Here is an 8,482-nt window from a genome sequence, read left to right on the forward strand (position 1 = left end):
CCTTTCGTCGCAGATTCGATCGTCAAAGTGGGGAATCGTGGGTCAAAGGGTGCTCCAGCGATGGTCGTCACTCGGCCACCGCCATGCGGTCGAGGCGCCGCCAGGCGAGGACGAAGGCCAGCAGCGAGGGCAGCGCCAGGCCGAGTACGGAACCGGCGAAGCGCCGGCGCGACACCGCGGGCTCGGCGAAGGTGAACTGCGGCAAACGGTCGTAGTCGGCGGCCTCGAGGGATTGCCCGAGGAAGATTCGCGGTGCCAGCTCGGCATGCCATTCGGCGAGGAAAGTGCGTGCCTGGGAGGCGTAGGCGCGGTGGCGCCACAGGCTCGCACCGGCGGTTTCGATGAGGGCTTCTTGAGCCAGCACCGCCGGCGAGGCGTAGCCCCAGCGCTCGACCAGCCCTTGCTGCTGCCCGAGGCGCTGCTCGAAGTCGTCGATGAGCGGCGCGAGGCGGCGCTCGACGTCGCGCTCGGCGGCGTAGTACGCCGGCATGAAGCCGCCTTGCTCGCCGTTGGCGGCCAGCTCGGGATGCTCGTGGTAGTAGCGCGACAGCAACTCGGCACTCTCCCGCGAGGCGGCGCTCGATGCCTGCCGCATGGCGGTGACGTACTCCAAGCGGGAAGGCACTGGATGGGTCGCTCGAGCCACCACGTCGAGGAGGCCGGGCATCACCAGCACGACCACCAGCCAGAGCGCCGCCAACAGCGTGGCGCAGGTCTCCGGACGGCGCGCGACGGCCGCCACCAGGGCACAGACGGCGAGCCAGAAAACGCTGTAGAGCCAGGCGATGACCCCCCAGCCGGCGAGCCGCAGCCAGGCCGTCGACGGAGTTCCAGCGAGCAGCGCGGTGAGGGCGACGAGGGCGGTCAGCAGCAGGGTCAGCGGGATGAGGCGCGCCACCACTTTGGCCGCGAGCAGACGACTCAGGCTGATCGGCTGGGTCAAGATCAACGCCAGGCGGCCGCCTTCGCGCTCGCGCGCCAGCATGTCGTAGGACAGCACCAGCACGAACAGCGGCAGCAGGTAGAGGACCACGAAACCGAGATCGAAGCGGCCGACCAGCAGGCTGAGTGGGCTCTCGAGCTGATAGCGACCGAAGAGGGTGTCCGGACGCCGCCAGATCGAGATCTCGGCGCGCTCCGGAAGCAGATCCGTGAGACCTACCGAGAACGCCGCTAGCGGGCCCGGAGGAAGGGCGGCGTAGGTGCTGGCGCCGCCGACGCGGCCGGGAGTCTCGGCGGCTGCTGCACGCTGCTCCGCCAAGCCAGACCGGGCCTGGAGCTCGGTGCTGGCGGTTTCGGCGGCTCGGGTTGCCTGCCAAGCGAGGCCACCGACGATGGCGTAGGCCACGGCCGCGAGAAAAAGCCCGCCGGCCCACCAGGTCGCCGCGGAGCGGCGCATCAGGGTCCATTCGTTGCGTACGATCGTCCAGATTTTGCTCATGCTCGGCCTCCGGGAAGGACCTGCAGCCGGCGGCCGGCGCGGGCGGCGAGAATGGTGGCCGCCGCCAGCCAGAGGCCGAGCCAGGCGAAGGCCGGGATCTGTTGCCGGAGGACCCCGGCGAGGCCCGGTGGCTGGTAGGTGAAAGTCGGAGCGGCGCGCCAGAGCTCGACATCCGCGAGGTAGCCGAAGGCGGCTTCACCGGCGTTGTGGGTCAGGTCGTCGTTGAGGAACTTGACCAGGATACGCCGGTGGCTTTCGGCGGCCTGGGCGAAGTCGCGATGGCGGCTGACGTCGGTGCCGGCGATGGCCATCGAGAGGGCCCTCACGGCGAGCATTGGCGACAAGGCAGCGCCCCAGTTGTGGATCCGCTCCTGGCCGCTGTAGCGCTGCCACAGGTCTCCGTAGTGCTTGTCGTAGACCCGGTTGGAGTGCTCCTCGCTGGCCTGCAGCGAGATGCCGGCGAAGGTCACCGGTAATTCATCGAGGCTTTCGACGTCGTATTCCTCCAGCACTCGCTGTTCGAGGGCGCTGCGCCGCTCCGCGGCGGTGCCGGCGCCGTCGACGCCGCGCTCGCTGTCTTCGGCGATGGCCGCGAAGAAGGCGCGGGGCGTTGGGATCGGATGGGTGCGCTCGGCGCCGTCGGCCACCAAGCGAGGAATCACCAGGGTGGTGAGCATCCAGAAACCGAGGAGCACCACCAGCGCCGTGCGCCCGTTGCGAGCCCAGGCGGAGACCGCCAGCACCAATGCCAGCAGGAGGGCGAAGTAGAGGCCGTAGACGCCGGCCAGCAGAGCGGCTCCGGCAATTCCCGAAGCGCTGGCTCCGCTGCCGAGGGCGGCAACGATGCCCAGGGCGAGGGCCGGCACCAGCACCAGCGCCAGGGCCGCGCCGAGGCCGAGGGCCTTGCCGAGCATCAGGGTGCGATTCTCGACTCCCAGGCTGACGAGCTGGCGGAGGGTGCCGCGATCGCGTTCGCCGGCAAAGGTGGCGAAGCCGACGAAGATCACCAAGAGCGGCGCCAGCGCCTGGAGGGTGAAGGCGGCGCTCAGCTCGCCAAAGCGCTGCAGCGCCGTGCGGTCCTCGGCCGGCCGCAGGGCGAAGGGATCCTGCCAGTGGGCCTCGAGCCAGACGGCCGAGCCGAGGTAGCCATCGACGCCGCGGTCGAGGGCCGAGAGCAACGGCCGAGGCTTGAAGGCGTAGCGGCCGAAATGGGCTGCTGAATGGGGGTTGCGGGCGCCCTGACCGAGCCAGGTTTGGTAGTCGGCGGCGCGCGCGCTGGCGATGGCTTGGCGATCCTCGCGCACGGTCAGCCAGCCGCTGGCGAGGCCGGCGACGAGCAGGAGGAGGACGCTGGCGGCGAGCACTCGGAAGCGGCCATCGCGAAAACTCTCGCGCAGCTCCTTGACGGCGAGGGTGCGGATCAACTGGAACCGCGAGGGCGTGGAAGGTGTCATCGCCGCCTCTTCACTCGTGCATGTGCTCGAGGTAGATCTGCTCGAGCTGGGCGTGATCGACGGTGCTGGCGTCGAGTACTTCGAGCAGGCGACCGCGTTTCATGATGCCGAGGCGATGCCCGACCTCTTTGGCCCGGAACAGGTCGTGGGTCGCCATCAGCACCGCGACGCCGTCGCCGGCGAGTTGCTGCAGCAGTGCCGAAAGCTCGGCGCTGGCCTGGGGATCGAGGCCGGAGGTCGGCTCGTCGAGCAGTAGGGCCTCGGCTCCCGTGGCCAGGGCGACGGCGATGGCGACTTTCTGGCGCATGCCCTTCGAGTAGGTCGACAGGCGCCGCGGAGCCGCCTCGGCCTCGAGACCGGCGCGTTCGAGGAAACCGAGCAAGGTGGTCTCGTCGCGCTCCTGGCGTCCGGTCAAGGCGGTGAGAAAGGCGAGGTTCTCGAGGCCGCTGAGGGAATCGTAGAGCTGGACTTGCTCTGGGATGTAGGCCAGCTTACGGCGTGCTTTGATCGGGGATTGGGCGACTTCGACACCGCCGACCAGGGCCTTCCCGGCGCTCGGTTCGAGAAAGCCGAGGAAAAGGTGAATCGTGGTCGTCTTGCCGGCGCCGTTGGCTCCGAGCAGGCAGAAGACCTGGCCCGGTTCGACGTTCAGATCGAGGCCGACGAGCGCGGCGTGGCCTTGGTAGTTCTTCGACAGCTCGATGGCTTCGAGCATTGCTTGTTTCTCCTCACACACGGTGATTTCGAGACGGGCGCCAGTGGGTGCCCGGCGATTCGGTGGTGCAGTGCAGTGACTCTGGTGAAGGGCTAGATAGCCTCTGCCTGCCGAGATCGGCAGGAGGCTTCGTGTCTCGAGCTCGGGTTCGGGACGCTGGCGGGCCGCCGCCGCAGCGGGCGGTCGGGGCCGAGCGCGGATCGCGCTAGTCTGCCGGTGGGCCGCGCAGGGGCGGCGAGCGGCGTGGGGAGCGCCCCGGCGGCTCCTCGATCGCTTCTCCGCCGATCAGACCAAGGGTTGCCGCGAAGGGGGACGCAATCAACGGCTCGGACGGCTCGGTGGCGCTGATCGATGCGGGGCAGACGTCGCAGCGGTGCTCCTCGTGGGCCTCCTCATCGGCATGGTGGTGTCCGACACCGAGGAGGCCAGCACTCATGACCAAGACGAGCAGCAGGGCGCAGCGTGCCCGTTCTCCGTCGCCTGGGCGGCGATTCGGTGCGGGTCGGCGACGGATAAGGCTGGACAACGACATCGAGTTAATGATACTCAGTTATCATTAGAGATCAAGGGGCCCGATGACAGGCCCTTCACCGCGCATCGACTTCAAACCATGAAACTCTCCCGACTTGGCGCCCTCGGCGCTCGCTTGCTCCTGATTGGGGCATTCTCGATGGCTGCCGTGGGGCACCACTTTTGGTGCCAGCTACCTTCTCCGGAGCGTTTCTGCGCCCGAGCGGCGGAGGCTGAGGATTGCGCCCTCTCTGCCCGTTCGGGGCTGCGCCTTGAGGTTGCTTCTCAGGATCTGGAGATCGATTGCCCGGGCTGCTATCCCGGAAGCCAGCGCCTTTCGCTGCTGCGGTCCGATAGCAGTCATATCCGGCCACCGATTGCGTCCGCGACCGGAAGTGGACAAACCACAGCGCCGTTCCTGCTGCTGGCGGCGGTTCGCACGAGCCGCGGTCCTCCCGCCCACTGAGTCCTTCACGCCGCCGCGACGGGGCGTCCCCCACAGAGTCATTTCAAGCACTGGCCGCTGCCTTGCCGGTGCAATGGATCTTTGCTCGTTGGATTTTTGGTTTGAGGTCTAGGAGGCTGCTGAAAAAAGCCTCTCCGCGTCTTTTTTCGCGCCTCCTAGGTCATCTCCAGGGGGTCTGTTCCAGCCCCCCTTAAGGCGAAAAAGTGCGATTTTTCGCCTTTCACCCCCAATGGCGGCTTCGCCGGCGAGCCCGTACGGGCTCGTAGGAGGCTGCGGAAGGGGATTTTCGGCAGCCTCCTAGCGGGGGCTCGAGGAAGGAACTCGTGATGAATTCACATTGTGTTCGTGGTTGCCGAGGGCGTCGAGCCACCGGCTCTCGTCGGTTTTCGGCGGTTGTTCTCGTCGCTTTGTTTGTTGCTTCGTTTGCGCTGCTCTTGCTGCCTTCGGCGGTGGGGGCTCAAGAGGTGGGCTCGCTGGCCGGCCAGGTCGAAAAGTCGACCGGGCGCAGCTTCGTCCTGGCGACCGCCCGCATTCCCGACCTCGGCCGAATCGTCGACGTCGGCGAGGACGGAAGCTTTCTTTTCGAAGATCTGAAGCCCGGCTCCTACCTCTTGGAGGTGCGGGTGCCGAGTCGCGGCGTTGGAATCGAGCGCGTCTCGGTGCGAGCCGGCGAAACCTCCTCGGTGATGGTGGAGATCTCCGTCGGTAGCCACTCGGAGGAGATCGTCGTGTCGGCTTCGGCCGATGCCCGCAGCTCCCTCGAGCTGGCGGCGCCGACCATCAGCCTGAGCGGCAACTACCTCGAGCTGCGACGGGAGTCGAGCCTGGGGGAGACCCTGGCTCTCGAGCCCGGAATCCACTCGACCTACTTCGGTCCCGGCGCCAGCCAGCCGGTGATCCGTGGATTCACCGGCAGCCGGATCCGAATTCTCGAAGGGGGAATCGATACCGGCGACGTGGCGGCCGTCAGCGCCGATCACGCGGTGACCTCGGAGCCGGCCCAGGCGGACCGTATCGAGGTCCTGCGCGGGCCGGGAACCCTGCTCTACGGCTCGAACGCCATCGGCGGTGTGGTCAACGTGATCGACGAGCGCGTCCCGACGCTGCTCGGTAGCGGTGGCATCAACGGCAGCTTCGAGCTACGCACCGGGAGCGCCGCCGACGAGCGCCAGGGAACCGTGGCTTTGGGCGGCGGCGGCGGCCAGTGGTCCTGGAACCTGGCGGCGACCGGGCGCGAGTCCGATGACTACGACATCCCCGGTTTCGCCCGCCTCGAGGAAGAGGAGCACGATGAGGACGATCATGACGCCCACGAGGAGGAGGAAGAGAATCCCTTCGGTACCGTCCCCAATAGCGACATCGAGACCCGCAGCGTGCGCGCCGGGGCCACCTACTTCTTTGGCGATCAGGGCTTCCTGGGCGTCTCCGTGAGCGGTTTCGACACGGATTACGGCATTCCGGGGGGGCATGGCCATGGAGAAGAGCATGGCGAAGAGGAAGGGGAGCACGAAGAGCACGAGGAAGAAGAGCACGGCGAGGAAGAGGTGCGCCTCGACATGGAGCAAAGGCGAATCGATCTGCGCGGCCAGGTCAACCTGGCGCTGGCGGCCTTCGAAGCCCTCAAGGTGCGCTTCGGAGCCAGTGACTACGAGCACTTCGAGGTCGAAGGCGAGGAGGTGGGAACCTTCTTCTTCCGAGACTTCGTCGAGACCCGCCTCGAGCTGATCCAGAGCCAGCGCGGCCGCCACAGCGGATCCGTCGGCCTGCAGTTTCTCGATGGCGACTTCGAGGCGGTCGGAGAGGAAGCTTTCATTCCGGCGACGACGACCCAGAGCTGGGGCCTGTTCACGCTGCAAGAATTGGCGACTCAGTCGGTCACCTGGCAGCTCGGAGCCCGTTTCGAAACCCAAGAGTCGGAGCCGGTGGCCCAGGCTCGCCGCACCCACGACGGCCTGAGCGCCTCCCTCGGGATGGTTTGGCAGGCCAACGACACCTTCCAGCTGGCCGTCTCCGGCGCTCGCTCGGTTCGCCTGCCGGCGGCCGAAGAGCTCTTCGCGGATGGGCTACACGTCGCCACCCGAACCTTCGAGATCGGCGATCCCACTCTCGAAGAAGAGGTCGGGCTGGGTCTGGACCTGGCACTGCGCTTCGCCGGCGAATCGGTCAGCGGAGAGGTGAGCTTCTTTCGGCAGCGTTTTTCGGACTACATCTTTCAATCCTTCACCGGCGTGGAGAGGGAAGGCGCTCCATTGGTTCTCTATGCCCAGGAAGACGCCACCTTCTCGGGCATCGAGCTCCAGGGGCGAGTCGAGATCTTCGAGAAAGAGGATCATCATGTCCATCTCAGCGTGATGGGCGATCTGGTCGATGCCGAGCTCGAGAACGGTGAAAACGTGCCGCGGGTGCCGCCGGTGCGCCTCGGGACTGCGGCTCACTATCACGGCAGCCGCTGGAATGCCTCGACCGAGCTGGTTTGGGTCGACGACCAGACGGACGTGGCACCGAACGAGTCGGCGACCGACGGCTACACCCTGCTCAACGCCAGCCTGGGCTATCGCTTGGTGCTGGGCAACCAGGTGGTGGACCTGCTCCTGCGTGGTAAGAACCTCACCGACGAGGAAGCCAGGAGCCACACCTCGTTCCTCAAGAACGAAGCGCCGTTGCCGGGTCGCAACATCAGCCTCTCCGCCCGCTTGCGCTTCTGAGCGGAGGGCGCGCGAGCAACAGCGCGCCGGCCGGCTCCTTCGGCTCCTTCTCGCGCACCAAGGGGAAGGTCAAGCCTCGGAGCTGTTAGTAGGAGCGCCCGTCCATAGGGACGGGCGCTTGGGGTTTGGCTCTATATGGACGCCGAAATGCAGACGCAGGTTCCGGTGATGTCACAGAATCCCTGAGGGCAGAACGAATTCCCGCAGTCGAAGTCGCTGTTGCACCGGCGGCCGTTGCAGGTGGGATCGCAGATTGGATTCGGGCAAAGGCCGCAGTCCGCAGAACAATTGCTGCAGTTCTCACCGATCCCACATGAGCCGTTGTAGTTGCAGAAGGGGTCGCAGTCTTCGCGACAGCAGGCAATGGTCTCGCCTTGGCTGCTCTCGCAAACCTGGTTCTTGCAAATTGCCTTGACGACTAGAGTCCATTCCTGCCGGCTGTCGGAGGTGCAGGTTCGTTGTTCCAGGATGTCTCGCTGACCCAAGAAGCCTGCCGGTCTCGCGCGCAGACACTTGTAGCTATGCTTGACGAGGAACTTGACGTTGGACCCGGCCGGAATGGGGTCCCAGAGCTGGTTCAGTCCTCCATGGCAGCCGTACTGCTGGACATTGCGGCCATCGCTCAGGGAGGCGCTTTTGACATCCAGGCATTTCCCGCTGTGCCGGGCGATCATCTTGTAGAAGCCGGACCCCGCAGCCACGAACTTCCAGCGCTGGTTGAGCCCATCGTTGCAGGGATGAATCTGCGCGTTGACCCCGTTACTGGTACTTGCCGACTCGATGTCGAGGCATTTGCCCGGCTCATCAACTGATCTGATCTCGTAGATGTAGTCCTCGTTCACCTGGCTGATCAGGGGTGATGCCACCAGGCTGAGTATTGCTAGCAGCAAGATCAATCGTGGAATGCTGTTCCTTCTCGTCACGGATGCCTCCCCGGTACAAGTGGGCGACCCTTGGGGGTCGATGGTCGTGGCGGTTTCCGCCTTCGGTGGATCGCGACCCTCCCAGTCAACAATTCTGCATATTCCAGTTATCTATATTTTTTATTTTAATTTTATCTATTATTTTGTCAAGAGCACTGAGGGAGGAGCCGACGATCGCGACGTGAAAAGGGCTTGCTGGCCCGGCTGGTTTAGTTTTGGGACAGGGCCTGGCAATCCACCCTGGAGAGGGTGTTGCCGGCCGAGTGAG

6 protein-coding genes are annotated in these 8,482 nt (G+C 65.9%); 1 reads left to right on the plus strand and 5 read right to left on the minus strand.

The window, feature by feature from the left end; translation table 11 throughout:
• Positions 1 to 67: 67 nt before the first annotated feature.
• The 4 genes from AAF604_06125 to AAF604_06140 form a co-directional block, all read right to left on the minus strand.
• Positions 68 to 1,441 (minus strand): DUF3526 domain-containing protein, encoded by a 1,374-nt coding sequence (locus tag AAF604_06125; GenBank protein ID MEM7049215.1) that lies wholly within the window; start codon positions 1,439 to 1,441, stop codon positions 68 to 70.
• Complete coding sequence (locus AAF604_06130; GenBank protein ID MEM7049216.1) at positions 1,438 to 2,895, minus strand: DUF3526 domain-containing protein; 1,458 nt, start codon at positions 2,893 to 2,895, stop codon at positions 1,438 to 1,440. The genes AAF604_06125 and AAF604_06130 overlap by 4 nt, the downstream gene beginning before the upstream one ends.
• A 10-nt stretch (positions 2,896 to 2,905) precedes the next feature.
• Positions 2,906 to 3,610, minus strand: coding sequence for an ABC transporter ATP-binding protein (locus AAF604_06135; GenBank protein ID MEM7049217.1), 705 nt, complete (start codon positions 3,608 to 3,610; stop codon positions 2,906 to 2,908).
• A 205-nt stretch (positions 3,611 to 3,815) separates the two neighbouring features.
• Positions 3,816 to 4,046 (minus strand): hypothetical protein, encoded by a 231-nt coding sequence (locus AAF604_06140; GenBank protein MEM7049218.1) that lies wholly within the window; start codon positions 4,044 to 4,046, stop codon positions 3,816 to 3,818.
• A 947-nt stretch (positions 4,047 to 4,993) separates the two neighbouring features.
• Here AAF604_06140 and AAF604_06145 point away from each other — a divergent pair.
• A complete protein-coding gene (locus AAF604_06145; GenBank protein ID MEM7049219.1) occupies positions 4,994 to 7,291 on the plus strand; it encodes a TonB-dependent receptor in 2,298 nt (765 codons plus the stop codon).
• A gap of 131 nt (positions 7,292 to 7,422) precedes the next feature.
• Here the strand turns inward: AAF604_06145 and AAF604_06150 are convergent, their stop codons facing one another.
• Positions 7,423 to 8,214 (minus strand): RICIN domain-containing protein, encoded by a 792-nt coding sequence (locus AAF604_06150; GenBank protein MEM7049220.1) that lies wholly within the window; start codon positions 8,212 to 8,214, stop codon positions 7,423 to 7,425.
• Between the last annotated feature and the right edge of the window lie 268 nt (positions 8,215 to 8,482).

Source organism: Acidobacteriota bacterium, assembly GCA_039028635.1.
In the GTDB taxonomy this organism is placed as follows: domain Bacteria; phylum Acidobacteriota; class Thermoanaerobaculia; order Multivoradales; family JBCCEF01; genus JBCCEF01.